Raw genomic sequence first — 24,049 nt, forward strand, 5'->3', positions numbered from 1 at the left:
CCCCCCGCCGCCCCCCCCCCCCCCCCCCCCCCCCCCCCCCCCCCCCCCCCCCCCCCCCAGCCGCGGGCACAGCGGATGAACTCTGCGCCACCCCACCCCGCTCGCTCCGCGAGCGACCCTCCCCCTCCAGGGGAGGGTGGTGTTCGCGGGGACGAAACTTCAATTTGCAGCTTCTCTCCCCTCGAGCTGAGCGATTGCTCACGCCCGCGGCTTCGCGATCTCCAGCTCGAGATCGCGGAAGCTCGTGTAGTTCTTCCGGATCCACTGGTTGAGTTCGGTGGAGGCGTCCGGCTCGGCGCGTAGATAGCCGGTGAAGGAGAAGCTCAGCCGGTCGATATATGTTTTCAGGAACGGCGGCAGCGCGCGGATGCGCAACACCCGGCCCCGTGCGAACATCGGCGGCAGCTCGCCCAGCAGCACGTGCTCGTTGTCGACTACGATCAGCTGGCGCGGCGGCACGATGTCCTGCAGCGTACCAAAGGCGCGCACCGAGTTGCGGTCGGTGTCGGCGAGGAACAGCACGACGGGCACAATCTGGCGCCGCGCCGCTTCCTTGATGAAGCCGATCTCCGCGAAGGTGCCGAAAAACTCGTCGAAGGCGTGGAAGCCGAGATCGATCACCTTGGCGACGCCGTCATGGACGATCAGCCGGTCCATCAGCTTCATCTTGCCGAAGGTGTCGTCGACTTCGGCGGTCTCGGTCAGCCGCGGCAGATAGTCCAGCAGCGACGGTTCCTTGACGTTGACGTCGAACGCCGTGACCGAACCGCGTGCCAGAAACAGAAACTCGGTCAATAGCCGCGCGACCAGCGTCTTGCCGACGAACGGACGCGGCGAGCAGACGATGTAGACCGGGGTGCGGGAAAAGCTGGCGGACATTGGCTTCGATCAAGCTTTCCGGCCGGCGTCAGCCGCCCGGAAGATGTCCCGCCCGATATAGCTAAAATCCGCCGGGACGCGAGTTATTTCTCGCCGCCGGCTTCCGCCACGTCGGTGGTGCGGCCGCCTTTGTCCTTGCCGACGATGTCGGTCAGCCGGATGCGGTCGAACTCGCTCCAGACATTGGCGAGCCAGTGCCGCACATAGCCGCGCAGCACGAAGGAGTAGTTGGCCGGCTCGTCGTGGACGCCCTTGTTGGCGACGAACTTCAGGAACGGCACCGACGACACTTCGACCTGCTCGTAGGCCATTTCGTTGAGCTTGGGGATGGTCAGCTCGGTGGCGTCCTTGATGCGGTGGAAGTACGAATTGTAGGTCGCCTGGTCCCACTCGAAGAAGCTGGTGTTGTTGATGAAGTTCTTCGTCAGGAAGTACTTCGCGCCGATCATGAAGTTGGCGGTCTCGGCGATCTCGTCGAGCGAGGCGATCGACGGGCCGAGGATGTGGAATACCGCGAAGGTGATCTGGCCGGAGCGCGCGGCGTCGAGAAAGCCGATGTCGCGGAGCGAAGCCAGCGCGGGCGACAACAGGCCGGCGCGGACGTCGATCACGGTGACCGAGGGCACGGCATTGTTCAGCGTATCGAAGATCTTCATCTGGTCGGCCGTCGACGTCATGTCGACGATCTCGGTGATGCCCGGATGGAAGCGCTTCAGCGTGCCGCGCGGCGACTCGGTGTCGAACGCCCGCGTCGGGATGTTGTTGGCGCTGAAATAGTCGAGCAGGGTCCGCGAGACGGTGGTCTTCCCCACGCCGCCTTTGTCTGCACCGACGACGATGACTGCTGGCTTCGCCATGAGATTCCTTTTCGGACGGTTTGGTCCCCACCGCGCCCGCGGTGCGACGCCCCTGGTTTGGCCGCGAACATGGCAGAAACATCGGATAATTCAATGACCACGCGGCGCATCGCGGCAATCTCGAAAAATTATTGCCGAGCCACGTTTGACCGGTGGGCGCGTCCGCTAGACCCGCGTGCCCCACGGCCCGCGCAGCAGCGGCCGGTTGGGATCTCGCAGCTGGCCGGGCGCCGGTGCAGTGCCGTGGTCGTCGAACGCAGGCGCTGTGGTGGGCTCGCCGTTCGCCTCGGCGCTAACCGGTTCTGGCAGCGCCAGTGGGCCGGGGTCGTGGCCGCCGGCGAATTTCACCAGCGCCGCCACCCGCGCGTCGACCGACGGATGGGTGGCGAACAGATCGGAGAAGCCGGAGCGCGGGTTGTCGAGGCACATCTCCATCACCGCGGAGGTCGCGCCCGGCAGTTCGCCGCGGTTCTCGATCTTGCGCAGCGCCGAGATCATCGCGTCGGGATTCTTGGTCAGTTCCACCGAGCCGGCGTCGGCCAGATATTCGCGCGAGCGCGACAGCGCCAGCTTGACCACCTGCGACAGCAGCCAGGCGAGCAGGATCAGGACGACCGCCACGATCACCACCACGATCGCGCCGCCGCCTTTGCGGTCGCTCGACGACGAGGAGGATGACGACGAGGACGACGACGACGACCCGCCCGAGCTGCCGCCGAACCGGAAGCCGCCCTGGAAGAACAGCCGGAAGAACATTTCGCCGAAGAAGCCCACCACCCCGGCGATGATCATGGCGATCACCATCATCTGGACGTCGCCGTTCCTGATGTGGGTCAGCTCGTGGCCGAGCACGGCCTCGATTTCCTGGTCGTCCAGACTGGCGAGCAGACCGCTGGTCACCGTGATGGCGTATTGCTTCGGGTTGAGGCCGCTGGCGAAGGCGTTCAGCGCGTCGCTGTCCATTACCTTCAGCTTCGGCATCGCAATGCCGCGCGAGATGCACAAATTCTCGAGCAGATTGTAAAGCCGCGGCTGCGCCTGCCGGGTCACCTCGCGGCCGCCGGTGACGGCGTCGATCAGCTTCTGGTGGAAGAAATACGCCAGCACGATCCACAGCCCGGCGCCGAGCGTCGCGAACGGCAGCGCCTTCACCAGATCGCGCGTCGCGGCGTTCAGATAATAGGCGACACTGGCGTCGCCCCTGATCATCACCTCGGCAATCAGCGCGCCGGCGAAAACCAGCACATACACCAGCGCGAACAGCCCGATCAGCAACAACACCGAGCGGGTGCGGTTGGCGGCGATGTGGGTGTAGAGACCGTAGGCGGCCATCGGCGGCTATCCAATCGGGTCCGGCATATCCACGTCATTCCGGGATGCGCCCTCTTGGGCGCAGGCCCGGAATCCATATCCCCTGGCGGTGGTTATGGATTCCGGGTTCGCGAGCTTCGCTCGCGCCCCGGAATGACAGCGCGCTAGAACTTCACCTGCGGCACCTGCTCGACCTGGGTCCGGGTCTCGCCGAGGTCGAAGTAGTCCTTGTGGGTGAAGCCGAGCGGGGCGGCGAACAGGGCGGCGGGCATCTGCTGAATGCCGGTGTTGTACTCCTGCACGGCGTTGTTGAAGAACCGCCGGCTGGCCGCGATCTTGTTCTCGATGTCCCCGAGCTCGCTCTGCAGCTGCTGGAAATTGGCGTTGGCCTTGAGGTCCGGATAGGCCTCGCTGAGCGCGATCAGCCGGCCGAGCGCGCCGGTGAGCTGGTTCTCGGCGGCCGCGACCTGGCCGGGCGATTGTGCGCCGAGTGCGACGTTGCGGGCCTTGATGACGTCGTCGAGCGTGCCGCGCTCGTGCGCCGCATAGCCCTTCACGGTCTCGACCAGATTCGGCACCAGATCGTGGCGCTGCTTGAGCTGCACGTCGATATCGGCGAACGCCTGGCCGACGCGCTGACGCAGCGCCACCAGGCGATTGTAGGCCATGAGCGCGAACACCGCGATCGCAACGATGACGCCGAGGATGATCAAGCCGGACATGGGCATTCCTGAATTGGGCCGGAACTGGACGCTCCGGCCGTGGATGATGGATGGCAACGCAATCCTCTGCCGTTAGGTCGCCGGGCGCCATGCTCACGTTCAATGTCGTGCAACACGGCGCATGGATTGCAGCCGGCAGACGCCAGCGCCGACGCATCACGCGTGCCGTTGCGATCTGCAGAGTGGTTGTTTCGGCGATTGCCATAGCGGCGTCATCGAACCGTCAATCGCCACATTTAAGACAAAGTTAACTTTGGCGATGGGTGGTGCGATGCGGCGTTGGCATAACAGTGTGAGTTGGCTCGTATTTTTGAGCCTTGGCGCAGTCTCTCTGGCGGTTCCGGCCGCCGCCGCCTCGTTCAATGTCGGCTCAGGCGCGACCGATTCCGCCGCCAAGACCGTAACCGGCACGGACACCGGCACCGTCCAGTCCGGCGGCACGCTGAACGTGAGCGGCACCGCGATTTCGTTTACCGGCCCGGCCTCCGGCGTCGTCATCAACAATTCCGGGACGATCTCCTCGGGCAACCGCGGCATCGACACCTCCGGCGCCAACCCGTCGCGCAGCCTGACGCTGAACAATTTCGCCGGCGCGCTGATCTCGACGGTGGACGATGCGTTCCGGCTCAACACCTCGATCGGCACCGGCACGGTGGTGATCGACAACTGCGGCACCATCGTCTCCAACTCCGGTCAAGTGTTCGACTTCGCCAGCAACAGTTCGGCGATCGGCACCGTGCAGATCAACAACAATGCCGGCGGCATCATTCGCGCGCTCGGCAACGATGCGATCCGGCCCGGCTCCGGCAGCACCACAATCATCAACAGCGGCCTGATCGACGCCACGACAAACGCGAACCGCGGCATCAATCTCAACATCAGCAATCTCGGCACGGTCACGTCGTTCTCGGTGATCAACAACGCCGGCGGTGTGATCCAGTCCACCGACGACACGATCCGGGTCACCGCCACCACGCTGGCGACCACCGGCAGCTTCACGATCGACAACGCCGGCACGATCTGGTCGACCGGTACCGGCCAGGCGATCGACTTCAACGACATCTCGTCCGGCACGGTGCAGATCATCAACCGCGCCACCGGCGTGATCCGCTCGACCGGCGCCGATGCGGTGCGGCCCGGAGAGGGCGCCACCGTCACCAATTACGGCCTGATCTATTCCGATGGCGTGATTGGCAGCAGCAATGACGGCATCGACTGGCAGAGCCATTCCGGCACGGTGAACAACAAATCGGGCGGCACCATTTCGGGCTTCCGCCACGGCATCACCACCGACGCCGATGTCGTGGTCACCAACGAGACGGGCGCGACCATCATCGGCCGCAACGGCTCCGGCGTCGGCTCCGACGGCACCGGCACGGTGGTGAACTACGGCCGCATCACCGGCGCGTACAATGGCGGCGGCACCGGCGACGGCGACGGCGTCGACGTCGATTTCGCCGCCACCGTCACCAATTACGGCGTCATCGAAGGCACCGGTGCGGGCGGCTATGACTCCGGTGGTCGCTTCAACAACAGCGAAGGCCTGTCGATCGGCGGCGGCACCGTCGCCAATTACGGCACGATTTCGGGCGCGTCCTACGGCATCGTCGTCAACAACGACTCCAACACCGACGGCACCCGCAGCGGTGTCGCCGCGAGCACGATCACCAATTACGCGGGCGGCACGATCATCGGCCAGAACGGCTTCGCGATCCGGCTCGAGAACAAGACCGGCACTGCGGCCGACAACGACAGCATCGTCAACTCCGGCACGATCATCGGCAACGGCGCGATCCCCGATCCGAATGCGGTGGTGCTACTGCAGAGCGGTGCGGTCGATGCCAATTCGGTCGGCACGCTCGATGGCGTCACCTACACCGGCACCGGGTCGGCGCGGTTCATTCGCGGCGACGGCTCGGCGATCCAGATGGGCGAGGGCGCCGACGTTCTCACCAACTCCGGCACCATCATCGGCAATAACGGCCGTGCGGTGAACATGGAAGGCGGCAACGACACCGTCAACATCATGCCGACCTCGCGCATCGTCGGCCTGGTCAACGGCGGCACCGGAACCGATACGCTGAACTACGACAAGATCGGCCTGTCCGACGCCAAGCGCGCGCAGCTTGCGGCGGGGCAGACCGTCAATATCGGCGGAACGCTCTACACCTCGTTTGAAACCGTGAATGCGCTCGCGCCGTCATTCTCGGCGCTCGCGAGTTCGTCCAAGCCCGGCAGCGCCGGTCCGGCCTGGCTGTTCGACAACCTCTCCAACAGCGTCGCGGCGAGTGCCGATGCGCTGACGCTGATCGACAGCGTGGCGAACGCGGCCGATGTCGGCGCGGCGCTGGCGCAGCTCTCGCCTGCTTCGTATCAGGCGCTCGGCCGGATGACGCTGAACATTGCGTCGCAGACCGGCACGCTGATCGATCAGCGGCTGATGCAGAGCCGGTTCGGCGTCGGCAGCGATCTCGGCGGCGCCGGTGCGGCGCTGGCGATGGCGGATGCCGGCATGTTCGGCGCGTCGGGCTCGACGATGGAGCGCACGCTGGCCTCGCTCGGCGCCTGGAACACGCGCGATGCGCTGGCCGCGTCCGGCTGGGGCGCCAATGCGGACGCGCTGGCCTATGCGCCCGTCACCAAGGCGCCGCCGCTGCGCGCCGCGGTCGATCCCAGCTTCGGCGTGTTCGTCGGCTCCAGCCTCAGCACTTCCCGCGAAGGCGCGCGGCCGGACGTCAGCGCGATCCGTTCGACCACCGCAAATGTCGTCGCCGGCGCCGATTGGCGCGTGTCCGACCAATGGGTGCTCGGCGCGTTCGGCGGCTATGCGCTGACCAGCGGCGACCTCGATGCGCTCGGCAGCACCACCAAGATCACCAGTCGCAGCATCGGCGGCTACGGCAGCTATCGCGCACCTTGGTGGTACGCCAACGTCGTCGGCTTCTACGGCTGGGACGGCTACGACAACCGCCGCGCCGTGCTCGGCACCGCCAACAGCTCGCGCTTCGACGGCAACCATTACACGGTGCGCGGCGCGATCGGCACCGACCTGCGGATGTTCGGTGGCTTCGTCGTCACGCCGGAGCTGAGCCTGCAATACACCCGCGTCGCCACCGATGGGTTCACCGAGGCAGGCGGCATCACAGCGCTGAGCGTCGCGGCCGACCGCACCGAGTCACTGCGCTCCAGCGTCGGCACGCGGATCGCGCACGATGTGCAGACCTCCAACGGCGTGCTGACGCCGGAGCTGCGGCTGGCCTGGCTGCACGAGTTCAAGGACGGCGTCCGCGGCCTCGACGCCAATTTCGTCGAGCCAACGCTGCCGGGCGTGTTCACCACCTTCACCGGTGAGGGCATCCGCGACCGCGGAGTGTTCGGCACCGGCGTCACCGGCCGGCTCGGCCAGGCGACGCTGGTCTCGCTCGGCTACGACGCCATCGTCGGCAGCAGCGACGCGGTGACCCATCTGGTGACGGGACGGGTCAAGGTGTCGTTCTAAAGGCGCCGCGCCCTCGCTCTCCGTCATTGCGAGCGTAGCGAAGCAATCCAGGGCGCGGTGTACTGCGCTGGATTGCTTCGTCGCGGAGCCTGTGCTCGGACGGCGCGAAGCGCCGATCCGGGTGCTCCTCGCAATGACGCGTGGTTGGTGGAACGCCGGCCTCGAGCCCTTGCACCGTGCAGGCGCCGCCTGCAACTGCGCCCACCCCATTCGGTTTCACTTGCGGAGGGCGGCGACGTGCCGCATGGATCGGGGGCGCTATCGCGCGTCCCGATCTTGTGCTGCCAGCGCTGGCGGCGTTCCCCCTCGCGAGTCGCTGTGTCGTCGATCATCACTGATCCCTGGTTCTATGTCGCTGCGGTTCCGGCGGTGTTTCTGCTCGGGCTGGCGAAGGGCGGCTTCTCGGGGATCGGCATCGCGGCGACGCCGCTGCTGGCGCTGTTCCTGCCGCCGCTGGAAGCCGCGGCGCTGCTGTTGCCGGTGCTGATCAGCCAGGACATGATCTCGCTCTATGTCTATCGGCGGCACTGGGACGCGCGCAGCCTGAAGATCATGCTGCCGGGCGCGCTGATCGGCATGGGCCTGGCCTGGTGGACCGCCGCGATCGTGTCGGACGATGTGGTGCGGCTGATCGTCGGCGGCGTCGGCTTCGCTTTCGTGCTCAACGTCTGGCTGCGGCCGCGGCTGACGCCGGCCAAGGGCTCGGTCGCGCCCGGCCTGTTCTGGGGCGGCGTCTCCGGCTTCACCTCGTTCATGACACAAGGCGGCGGCCCGCCCTATCAGGTCTACATGCTGCCGCTGCAGCTGCCGAAGCTGGTGCTGGTCGGCACTACGACCATCTTCTTTGCGATCCTCAACGTGCTGAAGATCGGGCCCTACATCCTGCTCGGCCAGTTCAATCCGGCCAACCTTGCGACCTCCGTCGCGCTGCTGCCGCTTGCCGCGGCCGCCAACCTGGTCGGCATCTGGCTGATACGCCGGATGCCGACCGGGCTGTTCTACAAGATCGCCTATGCGTTGCTGTTTGTGGTGTCGACAGCCCTGATGGCACAGGGCATCGCCGGCCTGCTCGGCATGAAGTAACGCCCCGCGCGCGACGCTCAGCGCGCCGTCGGTGCGATCTGGCGCGCCACCAGATACGAGATCGGCATCGCCAGCACGAAGCCCGCCGCAACAGCCCACGGGATCCACTGCATCGCATGCTCGGCGAGGCTCGGCACCGCCAGCACGGCGACCAGCAACATCCCGGTCAGGGTTGCACCGCCGATAATCCAGAGCACCATCGCGACCTTGAACATCTTCGTCTCCTGCGTGTCGGCGCTCAGGCGCTCGCGAGGCGACGGACCTGAGCGGTTGAATTGGCGCCGGGACGATAGGGCGGGCATTGGTGCGGGAATTGATTTCGATCAAACGCTCGGACCCGAAAGGTAATCCAGAACAGTTACTTAGAGTATCTGCGCACCTTTTTGAGGCGCGGCCCCCGACAAAGGGCGAACTCGCCAAGATATATCTTTACAGGTCCGGGAACTCGGACGTAGGGAAGATATATCTTATCGCGGAGGTCCCGATGGACGGCCTGGACAATGGCGGACGGCGTTGCGGTTTCGGCATGCCGGGGTGCCGCTGGTCGCGCCGTGGCGGCGGGCGCGGCGTGGGTGGCGGCGAATTGACCCGTGCCAGCCGGATGCTCGGGCAGGGCGACCTCAAGCTGATCGCGCTGGCGCTGATCGCAGAGCAGCCGCGCCACGGCTACGACCTCATCAAGGTGGTCGAAGAGAAGACGGCGGGCTGGTACGCGCCGAGTCCCGGGGTGGTCTATCCGGCGCTGACCTTTCTGGAAGACATCGGCCATGTCATCGCGCAGCCTGAGGGCACCAAGAAGCTCTACGTGATCACCGACGACGGCCGCGACTACCTGGCGGAGCGCCGCGATCTGGCCGAAGCGGTGCTCGATCGGCTCGCCGCGTTCGGCGAAACGATGCAGCAGCAGAACGGCGACGGAGCCGACGCCGGCGACCTGCCGCCGCTGCTCCGCGCGGCGCTCGATAATCTGCGCGCCGCGGCGGTCCGGCAGATCGCCAGGGATCCCGATAACGAAGCCGAACTGGTCGCGGTGCTCGCCCGCGCCGCCGGCGAGCTGCGCAAGCTTTAGTAACGACGGCGGGCGATCCCGCCCATCACGCCGCACTCCGGATCAGCAATCCCAGCGCCGGCGATCCTCAGGAGACCGACATGACCGCAATCACTTCCGAACAACCCACCCGGCGCGACGTGCTGTTTCTCGCCACCGGCGCACTCGCCGCGGTCGGCACCGCATCTGTGGTCTGGCCGTTCGTGGCCCAGCTCAATCCCGATGCCTCCACCATCGCGGCCGGCTTCCCGCTCGAGGTCGATCTCGCGCCGGTCGTCGAAGGGCAGGTGGTGAAGGTGTTCTGGCGCGGCCAGCCGATCTTCATCAGTCACCGCACCCCGAAGGAGATCGCATCGGCGCAGACCGCGGACTGGCAGAGCATGCGCGATCCGCAACCGGATTCGGCGCGGGTGAAGCCGGGCAAGGAGCAGTGGCTGGTGGTGTCGGCGATCTGTACCCATCTGGGCTGCGTGCCGACCGAGCACCAGGGCAATTACGACGGCTGGTTCTGCCAGTGCCACGGCTCGCAATACGACTCCTCCGGCCGCATCCGCCTCGGCCCCGCACCGGCCAATCTACCGCTGGTGCCGTACAGGTTCGCGTCCGATACGCAGATCGTGATCGGCGAGATGTGAGGCGGAAGCTGTCTGACTTAGTTCGCCACCCGCGCACCCTTCGTCGTCCCTGACTCTCCGCACGTCATTGCGAGGAGCGAAGCGACGAAGCAATCCGGCTCCGTGCAAGGCGCTGGATTGCTTCGCTTCGCTCGCAATGACGAGTGGCGCCACCCTGCATAAGAAAGACCCAACCATGTTGATCGCCGTCGCCAGCCAGAATTTCCGCACCGTCACCGGCCATGCCGGCAAGAGCCGCCGTTTCATGGTGTTCGACGCCGCGCACGGCCGAGCGCCGCAGGAAGTGCAGCGGCTCGATCTGCCGAAGGAGCAGTCGATCCATGAATTCGACGAAAGCGCGCCGCACCCGCTCGACCGCTTCGACGCGGTGATCGCCGGCAGCGCCGGCGCCGGCTTCATCGCCCGCATGGCCGCCCGCGGCGTCCAAGCCGTCACGACCGCGGAAACCGATCCGGCGGCGGCGGTGCAGGCCTACGTGGCCGGCACCCTCCCGCCATCGGCCCCGCACGACCACGACGACGAGGAAGAAGGCGGCTGCGACTGCACCTGCGGCAAGGCCGGGTAGTCTTGATGCCCCTCCGTCATTGCGAGGAGCACCCGGATCGGCGCTTCGCGCCGTCCGAGCACAGGCTCCGCGACGAAACAATCCAGCTCAGTGCACGGCGCTGGGTTGCTTCGCTTCGCTCGCAATGACGCTATCAGTTCGTCATGGCCGGGCTCGTCCCGGCCATCCACGTCTTTTGCGCGTCAACGCTGCAGATCGTGGATGCCCGGCACAACGCCGGGCATGACGGGCGATGTGCATTTCCCGTTCGCTCGGCCGAGCCAGGTCCGTATCAGGCCGTCACGCAAGGCGCTGGCCTCGCTCGCTTATGAAAACGCGTTGCCGCTCTTCACCCCGAGCTTCCTGAACACGATCGCCGCCGGGCAGAAGCCGGTGAAGGACGCTTGGATCATATTGAGACCGGCGAAGGCGGTCAGCAGCAGCCAATAAGGGCTCACCAGCCAGCCGAGCGTGAGACTCGTCAGCACGACGCAGCCGGCGAACGCGAGAACGGTCTGGTCGAGGTTCATGGGACATCTCCCTGTCAATGGGCGGCGCAACAGCCGCGGATATCGTCATTGACGATATATTCGAATAATCTTATATACGCAAATATGAAGATACAAGCCGACCTCATGGAAGCCGCCGCCGATCAGGCCAGTGAGCTGCTGAAGGCGCTGTCGAATCGCCACCGGCTGCTGCTGGTCTGCCAGCTGCTCGACGGCGAGCGCTCGGTCGGCGAACTCGCCGAGCTGCTGGCGCTACGGGATTCCACCGTCTCGCAGCACCTCGCGCTGCTGCGCAAGGACGGCCTGGTGGCGGCGCGGCGCGATGGCCAGACGATCCATTATTCGATCGCGAGCGAGCCTGCGCGCGAACTGCTGACGACGCTGTATCGGCTGTATTGCCCGGCCCCCGTGGTCGGACCGGCCGCCCCCAAACCCCGCAGAGGCTCAAAATGAATATGCGCGACCTCATGAGGAGCGGCGCATTCGCCGCGATCCTGCTCGGAGCCGCAGCGGCCTCCGCGGCCGAGCCGACGCTGACCGTCGCCGAGCGGACTGTCGCCGACGAGAAGGCCGTGTTCGCCACCGTCGAGAGCATCAGCGTGGTGCCGGCCCGCGCGCGGATCGGCGGCACGGTGATCGCCCTGAAGGTGCGCGAGGGCGACAGCGTCAGCCGCGGCCAGGAGATCGCGACGATCGGCGACGACAAGCTGGCGCTGCAGATGAATTCTCTCGACGCCCAGATTCAGGCGCTGCAGGCGCAGGCCGGGCAGGCGCAGATCGACTACGATCGCACGACGGGGCTGGTCGAACGCGGTACGCTGCCGCGTACCAAGCTCGACGAGGCGCGCACCGCGCTGAACGTCGCCGACAACAATCTGCGCGCCAAGACCGCCGAGCGCGCGGTGGTGCAGCAGCAGTTCAAGGAAGGCCAGGTGCTGTCGCCGGACGACGGCCGCGTGCTGAAAAAGATGATCACGGTCGGCTCGGTGGTGCTGCAGGGCGATCCGATCGTCACCGTGGCGCAGCAGCACTACAAGCTCCGCCTGCGCGTGCCGGAGCGGCACGCGCGCTTCCTCAGGCAGGGCGACCGCATCCGCGTCGACGGCGCCGAGGCCGGCGATGCGGCGGCCAAATTCGGCACCATCGATCTGGTCTATCCGCAGATCGAGGACGGCCGCGTGGTCGCCGACGCCACGGTCGAAGGGCTAGGGCAGTATTTCGTCGGCGACCGGCTGCGGGTGTGGATCTCCGGCGGTGAGCGTCCGGCCTTCGTGATTCCGTCGCGCTTCATCAAGACCGACTTCGGCATCGACTACGTGCGGCTCGGCGTACCCGGCAAGGCTGTCGCTGTGCCGGTGCAGCGTGGCCGCGACCATCCGACCCCCGACATGCCGGACGGCCTCGAGATCCTCTCGGGACTGCGCAGCGGTGACAGATTGGTGCAGCCGTGAATCTCGGAATTTCAGGTCGTCTGACCAAGGCGACGATCCAGTCGCCGCTGACGCCGCTGTTTCTGCTGGCCTCGCTCGTCGTCGGGCTGATCGCGCTGGTCGCGATCCCGCGCGAGGAGGAGCCGCAGATCAGCGTGCCGATGGTCGACATCCGCATCAATGCCGACGGCCTGCGCGGCCCCGACGCGGTCGAGCTGGTGACCAAGCCATTAGAGGCGATCGTCAAGGGCATCGACGGCGTCGAGCACGTCTACAGCCAGACCGAAGACGACCGCGTCATGGTCACGGCGCGCTTTTTGGTCGGCACCAAGTCCGAGGATGCGATCCTGCGCGTGCACGAGAAGATCCGCGCCAATCTCGACCGCATCCCGGTCGGCATCCCCGAGCCGCTGATCGTCGGCCGCGGCATCAACGACGTCGCCGTCACCGTGCTGACGCTGTCGCCGAAGCCCGAGGCGGCGTCGCGCTGGACCGATAAGGATCTCTATGAGCTGGCCGACAAGCTGCGCTCGGAACTGATGAAGGTCGACAGCATCGGCCTCACCTACATCTCGGGGGGCGGCGCGCAGCAGATCCGGGTCGAACCCGATCCGGAGAAGCTGTCGCTCTATGGCGTGACGCTGCAGCAGCTGGTCGCCAAGGTGAAGGACGCCAACCGCTCGTTCCTGGCCGGCAGCGTGCGCGACGCCGGCGGCGTGCGCAGCGTCTCCGCCGGGCAGACGCTGAGCGGCATTCCCGATATCGGCCTGTTGCTGATCGCGACGCGCGACAATCGCCCGGTCTACGTCAAGGACGTCGCGCAGGTGATCATCGGCCCGAACGCCGCCGAGCATCGCGTCTGGTCCGACGCGCGCGACGGCGCCGGCACATGGGACCGCGTGCCTGCGGTCAGCCTCGCGCTCGCCAAGCGCGCCGGGGCGAATGCGGTGGTGGTGTCGCACGACATCAAGGCGAGGCTCGCGACGCTGCAAGGCACGCTGATCCCGAACGATGTTGCCGTCACCATCACCCGCGACTACGGCGAGACCGCCAACGACAAGGCCAACGAGCTGCTGCTGCATCTCGGCATCGCCACGATCTCGATCGTGGTGTTGATCGCGATCGCAATCGGTTGGCGCGAGGCGGTGGTCACCGCGGTGGTGATCCCGACCACCATCCTGCTGACGTTGTTCGCGGCGAACCTGATGGGCTACACCATCAACCGCGTCAGCCTGTTCGCGCTGATCTTCTCGATCGGCATCCTGGTCGACGATGCCATCGTGGTGGTCGAGAACATCGCCCGGCATTGGGGCATGAAGGACGGCCGGCCGCGTCTGCAGGCCGCGATCGAGGCGGTGGCCGAGGTCGGCAACCCGACGGTGATCGCGACGCTGACGGTGATCGCCGCGCTGCTACCGATGTTGTTTGTGTCCGGGATGATGGGTCCCTATATGGCGCCGATCCCCGCCAACGCCTCGGCCGCGATGCTGTTCTCGTTTGTCGTCGCGATGGTGGTGGCGCCGTGGCTGATGCTGAAGCTGGCGCCTGCGCCCGGCGCAGCGGGGGCGTCGCACGACGCCCATGACGAAGGCCGGCTCGGCCGGCTGTATCGCCGCATCGCCACGCCGATCGTCGCCAGCAAGCGCGCGGCGTGGATCTTCCTGCTCGGCGTCGGCATCGCGACGCTGCTGTCGATGGTGCTGTTCTACACCAAGTCGGTGACGGTGAAGCTGCTGCCGTTCGACAACAAGAGCGAGATCGCCGTGATGGTCGATCTGCCCGAAGGCGCGACATTGGAAGATACCGAGCGCACGCTGTTCGCCGCCGCCGATATAGCGCGCGGCCTGCCCGAGATCACCTCGGTACAGAGCTATGCGGGCACGCCGGCGCCGTATAATTTCAACGGGCTAGCGCGGCAGTATTACTTGCGCGAGCGGCCCGAGCTCGGCGAGCTGCAGGTCAATCTGAAGGAACGTGGCGATCGTTCGCGCGCCAGCCACGCCGTCGCGCTCGATCTGCGCCAGCGCCTCAAGGCGCTCGCCGTTCCGGCCGGCACCAGCATCAAGGTGGTCGAAGTGCCGCCCGGCCCGCCGGTGCTCTCGACGCTGCTGGCCGAGATCTACGGCCCCGACGCTGCGACGCGTCGCACCGTCGCGGGCGAAGTGAAGAAGATCTTCAACAGCGTGCCGTTCATCGTGGACGTCGACGATTCGATCGGCGAGAAGCGGCCACGGCTGCGGCTGTCGATCGATCAGGATCGGCTCGAATTTTTCGGCGTCGAGCAGAAGGACGTCTACGACACCATCGCGACGCTGTTCGGCGGCACCTCGGTCGGCTACTCGCATCGCGGCGAGGACCGCAACCCGATCGCCATCCATGTGGGCCTACCGAAGCGCGACCTCGCCTGGACCGAGGCGCTGGCCTCGACGCCGGTGCCGGCCAACACGCTGCCCGGTAGCAAGACCGTGGTCGAACTCGGCCAGCTGGTGAAGGCGACCCGCGAGGTCGGCTCGCCCTTGATCTTCCGCCGCGACGGCCGCTTCGCCGACATGGTGCAGGCCGAACTCGCCGGAAAATTCGAGGCGCCGCTGTACGGCCTGCTCGAAGTCGACAGACTGATCGAGGCGCACGACTGGGGCAAGCTGCCCAAGCCTGCGATCAGCATGCACGGCCAACCCACCGACGAGTCCAGGCCGACGCTGCTGTGGGACGGCGAATGGGAAATCACCTGGGTGACGTTCCGCGACATGGGCGCGGCGTTCGGCGCGGCGATCCTCGGCATCTACGTGCTGGTGGTGGCGCAGTTCAAAAGCTTCAGGCTGCCGCTGGTGATCCTGACGCCGATCCCGCTGACGCTGATCGGCATCCTGATCGGCCACTGGCTGCTCGGAGCGCCGTTCACCGCCACCTCGATGATCGGCTTCATCGCGCTTGCCGGCATCATCGTGCGCAACTCGATCCTGCTGGTGGACTTCATTCGTCACTCCGTAGGCGAAGGCAAACCGCTGCGCGACGTCGTGCTGCAGGCCGGCGCGGTGCGGTTCAAGCCGATCCTGCTCACCGCGCTGGCGGCGATGATCGGTGCGGCGACGATCTTGCTCGATCCGATCTTCCAGGGGCTGGCGATCTCGCTGCTGTTCGGGCTGGCATCCTCGACGCTGCTGACCGTGCTGGTGATTCCGGCGATCTATATCGCGTTGCGCGGCGAACCGGCAAAAACGCCGAGGCTGACGCCAAAGTGATCGCTTTGGCCGTCGATCCGGGGCACAACAGGCGATCCTGGACGACGATTGGAACCCGATGATGATCACCCGCCGCTCGGCTCTGTTGACCGCCCTGACATTGCCGCCGGTGCTGGCCACGCGCGCCTTCGCTGCGCCCGCGGCGTCGGCGCCGGACGACAACGTGCTGTCGACCGAGGCGGTGCTGCGCGATCCCGACATCCCGGTCGCCGGCAATCCCGACGGCGACATCACCATCGTCGAATATTCGGACTATCGCTGCCCGTATTGCAAGAAAGTAGCGCCCGAGCTGATGCAGGTCGTGCAGGACGACGGCAAGGTCCGGCTGGTGCTGAAGGACTGGCCGATCTTCGGCGGCATCTCGGTCGACGCCGCCAAGCTGGTGCTGGCCGCGAAGTATCAGGGCAAGTTCCTCGAAGCTCACAACGCGCTGATCGGCACCTCGTCGAAGCTGACCGAAGGCGTGATGAACGACGCGCTGACTAAAGGCGGCGTCGATGTCGCCCGCGCCACCAAGGACCTCGAAACCAACAAGGACGCCGTCGCGGCAATCCTCGCGCGCAACGACGCCCAGGCCCGCGCCTTCGGCTTCCAGGGCACCCCCGCCTTCATCGTCGGCCGCTTCCGCGTCCCCGGCGTGCTCGACGTCGCAATGTTCAAGCAGGCCATCAAGGACGCCCGCGAGGCGGCGAAGCAGAAGAAGTAGTTCGCTTCGCTCGCAATGTCCGGGGAGGCGGTCCACTGCGCTCACGTTCGTCATTCCGGGATGCGCTGCGTAGCAGCGCAGGCCCGGAATCCATATCCCCTGTGCCCCTTATGGCGCACCCACGCTGAGGCCCGCGGACTACGCTGGCGCAGGGCTTATGGATTCCGGGCTCGCGCCAAGAGGCGCGCCCCGGAATGACGAACGGGAGACAGTGACCGCGGCCCGAGAGGCTCCGGCGTCCTGTCAGCATCTTGTCAGCCCCGGCCGCCTAGTTTGGCGGTCGAACGTGGGCCCGCCGGGTGCCGCGGTGGCAAGCAGTTCTCCAGTTGGATCAATGCGTCGTCTCTGTCCCTTTGTGGTCGCAATCGCGGTGCTGGCGCTTGGCGGCCGGCCTGATGCCGCGCGCGCCGGCGACGAGCTCGCGATCTCGGCCGTGCAGGCCGAGCGCGTCGGGATCGAGACGTCGCCGCTTGAGCAGCAGCCGGCGCCCGCGGGCCTCAGCTTCCCCGGCAGGATCACCGTGCCGCCCGATCGCGTGCGGCTGATGAATGCGCAGCTCGGCGGTCGCATCGAGCGGCTGCTGGTGCGCACCGATCAGACGGTGAAGGCCGGCGACCCGCTCGCCGAAATTCAGAGCCCGGCGCTGGCCAACGCCCAGGCGGAGTTTCTCGTCGCTGCCAACAAGGAGCGGCTGCTCAAGACCAATCTCGATCGCGAGGAGCAGCTCGCGCCTTACGGCGCAGTGCCGAAGAAGCAGGTCATCGTCACCCAGAGCGAATACGATCAGGCCCGTGCCACTGCCGCCGAGCGCCGCGCGGCGCTGCTGCATGTCGGCATGACCGAGGCGGCGATCGACAAGCTCACCACCACCCAGAAGCTGGATCCGCGGCTGACTTTGACCGCGCCGATCGACGGCGTCGTGCTGGAAAGCGCCACCACGCCGGGCCAGACCGTCGAGGCGCTGGCGCTGGTGTTCCGGCTGGCGCAGCTGTCGCCGCTGTGGGCCGAGGTGCAGGTGCCGGCGCTGCGCGCCGAAGACTTCGCGGTCGGCGCCCGCGTCACGCTGAAGGGCCACGACTGCACCGGGCGCGTGGTGTCGATCGGCTCGAGCGTCGAGCCGACCTCGCAGACCGTGATCGTGCGCGCGCAGTTCGACGATCCCGACACCGACCTGCGCCCCGGCCAGATGATCGAGGCGCAGATCACGTCGGCGACCAGCGGCAAGGCCGAATGGCGGGTGCGCAGCGGCGCGATGGTCCGGCGTGGGCCCGAGGCTTATGTGTTCGTGCAGACCAATGCGGGCTTCGTCGCCACCCCGGTGAAAGTGCGCGAAGAGCTGCCGGCCTTCGCGGTGGTGAGCGGCAGCTTCCGCGGTGACGAGCGCATCGCGGTGCGCGGCGTCGCGGCGCTCAAGGGCGCCTGGCAGGGGCTCGGCGGGGTCGAGTAAATGCTCGCGCGTCTGGTCGAGTTCTCGCTCGCGCATCGCCTGCTGGTGGTGCTGGCGACCCTGCTGATGATCGGCGCCGGCATCGTCGCGGTGCGCGGCCTGCCGATCGACGCCTTTCCGGACGTCTCGCCGGTGCAGGTCAAGATCATCATGAAGGCGCCGGGCATGACGCCCGAGGAGGTCGAGACGCGGGTGACGACGCCGCTCGAGCTCGAGATGCTTGGCATCCCCAACAAGACCATCCTGCGTTCGACGACGAAGTACGGCCTCGCCGACGTCACCATCGATTTCGCCGACGGCGTCGACATCTATTGGGCGCGCAATCAGGTCGCCGAGCGGCTCGCCTCGGCCATGAAGGACATGCCGGACGGCCTCTCCGGCGGCCTCGCGCCGATCACCACGCCGCTCGGCGAGATGTTCATGTTCACCATCCAGGGCGGCGATCTGTCGCTGGCCGAGCGTCGCACGCTGCTCGACTGGACGATCCGTCCGGCGCTGCGCACGCTGCCGGGTGTCGCCGACGTCAATTCGCTCGGCGGTTATGTGCGCAGCTTCGAGATCATCCCCGACAACCTCGCGATGGCGGCGCGCGGCATTTCGATCGACACGTTGCAGAAAGCCGTCAAGGCCAACAACCGCAACGGCGGCGCGGGGCGTCTGTCCGCCGGCGAAGAGGTGCTGCTGGTCCGCGTCGACGGCCAGGTCCGCACGCTCGACGATCTGCGCAACATCGTGCTGGCGTCGCGCGACGGCGGCATGGTGCGGGTGCGCGACGTCGCCGAAGTCCGCATCGGAAGTATCACCCGCGCCGGCGCAGTGACGCGCGACGGGCAAAGCGAGGCGGTGCAGGGCTTGGTGCTCGGCCTGCGCGGCGCCAACGCCCGCGATGTCGTCGAGGCGGTGCGCGCGAAGTTCGCCGAGCTGCAGCCGACGCTGCCCAAGGGCGTCGTGCTCGACGTGTTCTACGACCGCGGCGACCTGGTCGGCCGCGCCATCAAGACCGTGTCGAAGTCGTTGATCGAAGCCGTCGTGCTGGTGATCGTGCTGCTGATCCTGTTCCTCGGCGACTGGCGCGCCGCGCTGGTGGTGGCGCTGACGCTGCCGTTGTCGGCGCTCGCGACCTTCGAGCTGATGCGCTGGGCCGGGATGTCGGCCAATCTGATGAGCCTCGGTGGCCTCGCGGTGGCGATCGGCATGCTGATCGACGCCGCCGTCGTCGTGGTCGAGAACATCGTGTCGCATCTGACGCACGATCGCCACGCCGCCCATGTGCCGCTGCTGCACCGGATCTATCAGGCGCTGCGCGAGGTCGTGGTGCCGGTGACGTCCGGCATCGTCATCATCGTCATCGTGTTCCTGCCGCTGCTGACGCTGCAGGGATTGGAGGGCAAGCTGTTCATCCCGGTGGCGATGACGATCGTGTTCGCGCTCGGCTCGTCGCTGCTGCTGGCGCTGACGGTGATTCCGGTGCTGGCCTCGCTGTTGCTGAAGACCTCCGGCCACGGCGACACCTGGCTGGTGCGCAAAATCAGCGCCGGCTACACGCCGGTGCTGCGCTTCGCGCTGCGCCGCGAGAAGACCGTGCTGGCGATCGCGGCGATCGCGCTGATCGGCACCGTGTTCGCCTACGGCCAGCTCGGCAAGATTTTCATGCCGACGATGGAGGAGGGCACGCCGATCGTCAGTGTCGAGAAGCTGCCCTCGATCAGCCTCGAACAGAGCATCGATCTCGACCTCAAGATTCAGAAGGCGATCATGGCGGCCGTGCCGGAGGTGCGCAGCATCGTCGCCCGAGTCGGCTCCGACGAGATCGGGCTCGATCCGATGGGGCTGAACCAGACCGATACCTATGTGATCCTGAAGCCCGAAGAGGAGTGGCGGCGGCCGCACGACAAGGAGTGGCTGCTCGGCGAGGTCCGCAAGGCGCTCGCCGAATTCCCCGGCATCGGCTTCAGCTTCACCCAGCCGATCGAAATGCGGGTGCAGGAGATGATCATCGGCGCTCGCGGCGACGTGGTGGCGAAGATTTTCGGCACCGACATCGCCACGCTCAACAGCCTTGCCGAACAGATCACCGCGACGCTGAAGACCCTGAAGGGCGCCGAGGACGTTCGCACCACGCTGAACAAGGGCTTCGAGTACTACAGCGTCAAGATCGACCGCCTGCAGGCCGGCCGGCTCGGGCTCGACGTCGATCAGCTCACCGAGGCGCTGCGCGCGCAGATCGACGGCGAGGGCGTCGGCATCGTGGTCGAGGAGGGCCGCCGCACGCCGATCACCATCCGGGGCAGCGAAGCGCTGCGCCAGTCGCCGGCACGGCTCGCCGGCCTCAGCCTCGTGCTCGCCGACGGCAAGTCTGTGCCGCTCACCAACGTCGCGCGGCTGGAACGGATCGACGGCCCGGTGAAGATCGACCGCGAGAACGGCAAGCGGCTGGCGCTGGTGATGAGCAACGTCACCGGCCGCGATCTGGTCGGCTTCGTCGACGAGGCTAAGGCGGCGGTCGCGGCGCATGTCAAACTACCCGAAGGATACAGCATCGTCTGGGGCGGCCAGTTCGAGAACCAGCAGCGCGCCGCGGCGCGGCTCGGCATCGTCGTGCCGATCGCCTTGGCTTTGGTGTTCCTGCTGCTGTTCACCACGTTCGTGTCGCTGCGCCAGTCGCTGCTGGTGTTCGTCAACATCCCGTTCGCGCTGGTCGGCGGCGTGTTCAGCCTCTTGATCTCCGGCGAGTATCTGTCGGTGCCGGCCTCGGTCGGCTTCATCGCGCTGCTCGGCATCGCGGTGCTCAATGGGCTGGTGCTGGTGAGTTACTTCAACACGCTGCGCGGTCAGGGGCTGCCCCCGGACGAAATCGTGATGCTCGGCGCGCAGCGCCGGCTGCGCCCGATCCTGCTCACCGCCAGCATCACCGCGTTCGGCCTGGTCCCGCTGCTGTTCGCCACCGGTCCCGGCGCCGACGTGCAGCGGCCGCTCGCGATCGTGGTGATCGGCGGGCTGGTGTCGTCGACGCTGCTGACGCTGGTGATCCTGCCGGTGCTGTATCGCCGCTTCGGCATCGTCTCGGAGGGCAAGCGATGAGTGCTGTGGTGCTGACCCTGATCGCGCCGGCCGTGCTGAAAGACGAGGTGGTCGCCGCAATGCTGGCGCATCCGCCGACAGCGGATGCCGGCTTCATTGCGCGCGAAGTCGAGGGCTACGGCCACAACGCCGATTTCGACAGCGTGGTCGAACAGGTGCGCGGCCACACGCTGGCGGTGGAAATCGTCGTCGCGCTGCCGGAGCCGGAGGCGCGTGGGCTGCTCGGCGTGCTCGGCGAGGAACTCCCTGGCCGCGGCATCGTCTGGCGAATGATCGCGGTGAGCGCCGCCGGCATGGTATGATCGCCGGCGCCGCTTGGCGAACGACCGCAATCGCGTTAGATATATTCGAATAATGGAATTTAACGACGTTGCGCGGCCCTGCCGCGTCGACGCAGCCGAGGCCCTCATGGTCGCTTCCGATCCGTCCCGCCCCAACGTGTTGCCCTGGCCGCCGATGCTGCTGGCCGGCGCGGCGCTGGCGTCGATCGGCCTCGGCGCGCTGCTGCCGCTGCCCGCGCCGAATGCGCCCTGGGTGTCGCTGCTGGGCGGTGCGCTGGCCGTGCTCGCGCTCGGCCTCGATCTGTGGGCGATCCTGACGATGCGCAGTGCCCACACCAACATCCTGCCGCATCGCGCCGCCGACCGGCTGGTGAGCTGGGGTCCGTTCCGCCACAGCCGCAATCCGATCTATCTGGCCAACACGCTGCTGCTGATCGGAATCGGGCTCGCTTTCGGCAATGCCTGGTTCATCCTGTTTGCGCTGCTGTCGGCGCTCGCGGTCGACCGGCTGGCGATCCGCCGCGAGGAGCGCCATCTCGCGCAGCGCTTCGGCGGCGACTGGACCGACTACGCCGCCGCGACGCCGCGCTGGCTGATCCGATGACCCGTTTTCCCAAGGAGAGTTGAATGACCACGAGCGTCAAACAGTTGATCGAAGCCGCCAACGCCGCAGTGCCGCGGGTGAACGCGGATCAGGCGCGCGAGCTGATGGCCCAGGGCGCCGTGGTGATCGACGTGCGCGACGCTCCCGAGGTCGAGACCACCGGCAAGATCGAGGGCGCGCTGCACATCTCGCGCGGCATGCTGGAATTCCGCGCCGATCCCGACTCGCCGATCCACGACAAGCGGCTCGCCCGCGACAAGCCCGTGCTGATCTACTGCGCCTCCGGCGGCCGCTCGGCACTGGCCGGCAAAGCCTTGCAGGACCTCGGCTACGCCCACGTCTACAACCTCGGCGCCTTCAAAGACTGGTCCGAATCCGGCGGCGCCATCGAGAAGCCGATCGAAGGCGGCATGTAAGGGCGGCTTCCCGCTCCTCCCTTTCGTAATTCCGGGTTCGCCGCTGCGCGGCGCCCCGGAACGACGAGGGCGTTGTTGCTTCGGCGCTGGTAGCTGCTTCAAAAGAAGAGTTCGTCATTCCGGGGCGCGCGAAGCGCGAACCCGGAATCCATATCCCCTGGTCCCTCGTTGTGGCGGAGCGTTGGTAACAGCCTTCGTGCGTCGTCATCAGCGCTGCGGCGTATGGATTCCGGGCTCGCGCCAAGAGGCGCGCCCCGGAATGACGTGAGTGTTGGTGCTGCGCCGGTCGGGCGGCGCAGCACCAGCGTCGGCGACGCCCTAACGCTTGGATTTCGAGGTCTTCGATTTCGAAGCCTTGGACTTCGAAGTCTTCGACTTCGCACCCTTGGACTTCGCACTCTTGGCCTTCGCCGCTTTGGCTTTGGGGGCACTCGACTTCGCGGCTTTAACCGCGCTCGATTTCGTAGCTTTGGCCGGTTTCGACGGGGCTTTCTTGGCGGCTGCCTTCGTCGTGGTCGCGTTCGCGGCCGGCTTGCTCGAACCGGCCTTGCTCGCGCCCGCCTTGCCCGCGCTGGTTTTGGTCTTCGCGGCCGACTTGGCTGGCGATTTCGGTGCTGTCTTGGCTGCAGCCTTCTTCGCAGCCGGCTTCTTCGCCGTCCCGATCAGGCCGGCTTTTGCGGCGCTGGTTTTGGCCGGTGCGCCGGCGAGGCGTTGCACGGCTTTCTTGGCGGCGGCCTTGGTGATCGCGGCGGCGCCGTCGATCACCAGGTCGATCAGGCCGTCGACCAGCGGCTTAGGCTTGGCGTCGGGCTTTGTTGCGCTGTCGTCGGTCGGTGGCGCGTCGTGCCGGGGAGTGTCGTCCACTGGTGATCCTCCGCAGTGTTGCCGGGCTGGTCGCGATGATCTGTTGGAACGATGCCGCGCGACGGCCTTTAAGGCGATGAAACAAGGTATCACCAGATGTCCGACATCACCACTTTGTTCCAGGCCCTGGCGCCGCTGTCGTTCCTGTTGGCGCTCGTCGTGTCTGCCGTGATGGCGATCGTGCTGATCGTCCGCCGGTTCGGCGGACTGATTTCGCGCCGGCCGCGCGTGGTGCGGACGGCGCGTCACCATGACGTCGTTCGCCAGATGACCGTCCGGCGCAAGCCGCCGCGCTGACGTCAAGCCGCCGCGACGGCGTCAGCGCGTCAGGAATTTGTACGCCACCACGATCGCCACCAGCACGGCGAAAATCAGCAGCGCCGGAATCGGCTTGCGTCCGCCGGGCGGCAGCGGCCGGGCGCCGCGATCGGCCGGGCGGGCCGGCGCGGGCTTCGGCGGCTTCTGGAAGCGCACCACATTGTCGACCGGGACCGCGCCATCGCTCGCCGCCGCCGTGCGCGGCTCCGGCTCCGGCGCGTCGCCGGTGCCGCCCATGTCGCTGTAATACGCCTGATAGGTCTCGCGCACCGCGATCGTCTTGGACTCGATCTCGCTCATGCGGTCGAGCCGCTCGCGATAGTCGTTCAGCACCTTCTGGGCGTTGTCCGGCAGCGTGTCGAAGCTGCCCAGCTTGGCCATCATCAGCCAGGTGGCAAAGTCCGCCTCGGCCCGGGTGCGGGCCTTGCGCGCGATCGTGGTGCTGGGCTTGGCGGCCATGATGCTCCGTTCGGTCGTCTCTCGGGATCGCTCGGATTGATGGCGATCGTGCGACCAGTGACTTGAATAGCCGAAAACCATCCTCGGTGTCAGGGGTTCTGCGGTTCGCCGGCA

Annotated in this window: 23 protein-coding genes; 15 read left to right on the plus strand and 8 right to left on the minus strand. The window is 66.9% G+C overall.

What is annotated here, in order from left to right; all coding sequences use genetic code 11:
* Positions 1-198: 198 nt before the first annotated feature.
* From LPW26_RS21620 to LPW26_RS21635, 4 genes are all read right to left on the minus strand, one after another.
* Complete coding sequence (locus LPW26_RS21620; RefSeq protein ID WP_238737704.1) at positions 199-879, minus strand: hypothetical protein; 681 nt, start codon at positions 877-879, stop codon at positions 199-201.
* A gap of 83 nt (positions 880-962) precedes the next feature.
* Entirely contained in the window at positions 963-1,736 is a 774-nt protein-coding gene (locus LPW26_RS21625) for a P-loop NTPase family protein (protein ID WP_238737706.1), read from the minus strand.
* 165 nt (positions 1,737-1,901) lie between these two features.
* Entirely contained in the window at positions 1,902-3,068 is a 1,167-nt protein-coding gene (locus LPW26_RS21630; RefSeq protein ID WP_238737707.1) for a M48 family metallopeptidase, read from the minus strand.
* 143 nt (positions 3,069-3,211) lie between these two features.
* Positions 3,212-3,769 (minus strand): LemA family protein, encoded by a 558-nt coding sequence (locus tag LPW26_RS21635; RefSeq protein ID WP_238737708.1) that lies wholly within the window; start codon positions 3,767-3,769, stop codon positions 3,212-3,214.
* A gap of 310 nt (positions 3,770-4,079) precedes the next feature.
* Between LPW26_RS21635 and LPW26_RS21640 the strand changes: the two genes are divergently transcribed.
* Positions 4,080-7,268 (plus strand): autotransporter family protein, encoded by a 3,189-nt coding sequence (locus LPW26_RS21640; RefSeq protein WP_238737710.1) that lies wholly within the window; start codon positions 4,080-4,082, stop codon positions 7,266-7,268.
* A gap of 318 nt (positions 7,269-7,586) precedes the next feature.
* Positions 7,587-8,351, plus strand: coding sequence for a sulfite exporter TauE/SafE family protein (locus LPW26_RS21645; protein ID WP_238737711.1), 765 nt, complete (start codon positions 7,587-7,589; stop codon positions 8,349-8,351).
* 17 nt (positions 8,352-8,368) lie between these two features.
* Here the strand turns inward: LPW26_RS21645 and LPW26_RS21650 are convergent, their stop codons facing one another.
* The gene (locus LPW26_RS21650) at positions 8,369-8,566 is read right to left on the minus strand and encodes a hypothetical protein (protein ID WP_238737713.1); all 198 of its coding nucleotides are present in this window, start codon (positions 8,564-8,566) and stop codon (positions 8,369-8,371) included.
* Between the two features lie 269 nt (positions 8,567-8,835).
* Here LPW26_RS21650 and LPW26_RS21655 point away from each other — a divergent pair, with 269 nt between their 5' ends.
* The 3 genes from LPW26_RS21655 (at position 8,836) to LPW26_RS21665 (ending at position 10,599) form a co-directional block, all read left to right on the plus strand.
* A complete protein-coding gene (locus LPW26_RS21655) occupies positions 8,836-9,420 on the plus strand; it encodes a PadR family transcriptional regulator (RefSeq protein ID WP_238737716.1) in 585 nt (194 codons plus the stop codon).
* A gap of 80 nt (positions 9,421-9,500) precedes the next feature.
* The gene (petA, locus tag LPW26_RS21660) at positions 9,501-10,034 is read left to right on the plus strand and encodes a ubiquinol-cytochrome c reductase iron-sulfur subunit (protein WP_238737718.1); all 534 of its coding nucleotides are present in this window, start codon (positions 9,501-9,503) and stop codon (positions 10,032-10,034) included.
* 175 nt (positions 10,035-10,209) lie between these two features.
* A complete protein-coding gene (locus LPW26_RS21665) occupies positions 10,210-10,599 on the plus strand; it encodes a NifB/NifX family molybdenum-iron cluster-binding protein (protein ID WP_238737720.1) in 390 nt (129 codons plus the stop codon).
* Positions 10,600-10,904: 305 nt separating this feature from the next.
* Here LPW26_RS21665 and LPW26_RS21670 read toward each other — a convergent pair whose 3' ends face one another.
* Complete coding sequence (locus LPW26_RS21670) at positions 10,905-11,108, minus strand: YgaP family membrane protein (protein ID WP_238737722.1); 204 nt, start codon at positions 11,106-11,108, stop codon at positions 10,905-10,907.
* Positions 11,109-11,192: 84 nt separating this feature from the next.
* Here LPW26_RS21670 and LPW26_RS21675 point away from each other — a divergent pair, with 84 nt between their 5' ends.
* The 9 genes from LPW26_RS21675 (at position 11,193) to LPW26_RS21715 (ending at position 22,294) form a co-directional block, all read left to right on the plus strand.
* Positions 11,193-11,540: an ArsR/SmtB family transcription factor gene (locus tag LPW26_RS21675; protein WP_238737724.1), complete on the plus strand. Its 348-nt coding sequence runs from the start codon at positions 11,193-11,195 to the stop codon at positions 11,538-11,540.
* The gene (locus LPW26_RS21680; protein ID WP_238737726.1) at positions 11,537-12,538 is read left to right on the plus strand and encodes an efflux RND transporter periplasmic adaptor subunit; all 1,002 of its coding nucleotides are present in this window, start codon (positions 11,537-11,539) and stop codon (positions 12,536-12,538) included. Before LPW26_RS21675 ends, LPW26_RS21680 begins: the two co-directional genes overlap by 4 nt.
* Positions 12,535-15,759, plus strand: a complete 3,225-nt coding sequence (locus tag LPW26_RS21685; protein ID WP_238737727.1) for an efflux RND transporter permease subunit — start codon at positions 12,535-12,537, stop codon at positions 15,757-15,759. The genes LPW26_RS21680 and LPW26_RS21685 overlap by 4 nt, the downstream gene beginning before the upstream one ends.
* A gap of 58 nt (positions 15,760-15,817) precedes the next feature.
* Positions 15,818-16,465: a DsbA family protein gene (locus LPW26_RS21690; protein ID WP_238737728.1), complete on the plus strand. Its 648-nt coding sequence runs from the start codon at positions 15,818-15,820 to the stop codon at positions 16,463-16,465.
* Positions 16,466-16,799: 334 nt separating this feature from the next.
* Positions 16,800-17,912, plus strand: coding sequence for an efflux RND transporter periplasmic adaptor subunit (locus LPW26_RS21695; RefSeq protein WP_238737729.1), 1,113 nt, complete (start codon positions 16,800-16,802; stop codon positions 17,910-17,912).
* On the plus strand, positions 17,913-20,993 hold the full coding sequence (locus LPW26_RS21700; RefSeq protein ID WP_238737730.1) for an efflux RND transporter permease subunit: 3,081 nt from the start codon (positions 17,913-17,915) through the stop codon (positions 20,991-20,993). It abuts the gene before it with no gap.
* Positions 20,990-21,295 carry a DUF3240 family protein gene (locus LPW26_RS21705; protein WP_238737731.1) on the plus strand — a complete coding sequence of 102 codons (306 nt, stop codon included), beginning with the start codon at positions 20,990-20,992 and terminating at the stop codon, positions 21,293-21,295. The genes LPW26_RS21700 and LPW26_RS21705 overlap by 4 nt, the downstream gene beginning before the upstream one ends.
* 106 nt (positions 21,296-21,401) lie before the next feature.
* Positions 21,402-21,878: a methyltransferase family protein gene (locus tag LPW26_RS21710; RefSeq protein WP_238737732.1), complete on the plus strand. Its 477-nt coding sequence runs from the start codon at positions 21,402-21,404 to the stop codon at positions 21,876-21,878.
* A gap of 23 nt (positions 21,879-21,901) precedes the next feature.
* Positions 21,902-22,294 (plus strand): rhodanese-like domain-containing protein, encoded by a 393-nt coding sequence (locus LPW26_RS21715; protein WP_238737733.1) that lies wholly within the window; start codon positions 21,902-21,904, stop codon positions 22,292-22,294.
* A gap of 318 nt (positions 22,295-22,612) precedes the next feature.
* Here the strand turns inward: LPW26_RS21715 and LPW26_RS21720 are convergent, their stop codons facing one another.
* Complete coding sequence (locus LPW26_RS21720; protein ID WP_238737734.1) at positions 22,613-23,158, minus strand: recombinase RecQ; 546 nt, start codon at positions 23,156-23,158, stop codon at positions 22,613-22,615.
* Positions 23,159-23,254: 96 nt separating this feature from the next.
* Between LPW26_RS21720 and LPW26_RS21725 the strand changes: the two genes are divergently transcribed.
* On the plus strand, positions 23,255-23,455 hold the full coding sequence (locus LPW26_RS21725) for a cadmium ABC transporter ATPase (protein ID WP_238737735.1): 201 nt from the start codon (positions 23,255-23,257) through the stop codon (positions 23,453-23,455).
* Between the two features lie 21 nt (positions 23,456-23,476).
* On the opposite strand, the gene LPW26_RS21730 is transcribed toward LPW26_RS21725, so the two are convergent.
* Positions 23,477-23,935: a hypothetical protein gene (locus LPW26_RS21730; protein ID WP_238737736.1), complete on the minus strand. Its 459-nt coding sequence runs from the start codon at positions 23,933-23,935 to the stop codon at positions 23,477-23,479.
* Positions 23,936-24,049 lie beyond the last annotated feature (114 nt).

The sequence above is a fragment of the Rhodopseudomonas infernalis genome, from assembly GCF_022271405.1.
In the GTDB taxonomy this organism is placed as follows: domain Bacteria; phylum Pseudomonadota; class Alphaproteobacteria; order Rhizobiales; family Xanthobacteraceae; genus Rhodopseudomonas; species Rhodopseudomonas infernalis.